The 255-nt window shown below is 50.2% G+C and carries 1 rRNA gene; it reads right to left on the bottom strand.

What is annotated here, in order from left to right:
- Positions 1-255: ribosomal RNA gene (locus FHC52_RS22590) — 23S ribosomal RNA — on the bottom strand; the annotation flags it as partial.

The following is a 255-nucleotide window of genomic DNA, read 5'->3' as shown; positions in this document are numbered from 1 at the left end:
CCTGTGTCGGTTTGGGGTACGATTTAATGTTACCTGATGCTTAGAGGCTTTTCCTGGAAGCAGGGCATTTGTTACTTCAGCACCGTAGTGCCTCGTCATCACACCTCAGCGTTAATAAACGACCGGATTTACCTAATCGTTCCGCCTACATGCTTAAACCGGGACAACCGTCGCCCGGCTAACATAGCCTTCTCCGTCCCCCCTTCGCAGTAACACCAAGTACAGGAATATTAACCTGTTTCCCATCGACTACGC

Source organism: Enterobacter sp. EC_64, assembly GCF_019584165.1.
GTDB classification, from domain to species: domain Bacteria; phylum Pseudomonadota; class Gammaproteobacteria; order Enterobacterales; family Enterobacteriaceae; genus Enterobacter; species Enterobacter roggenkampii.
This window is presented reverse-complemented; position numbering and strand designations above follow the sequence as displayed.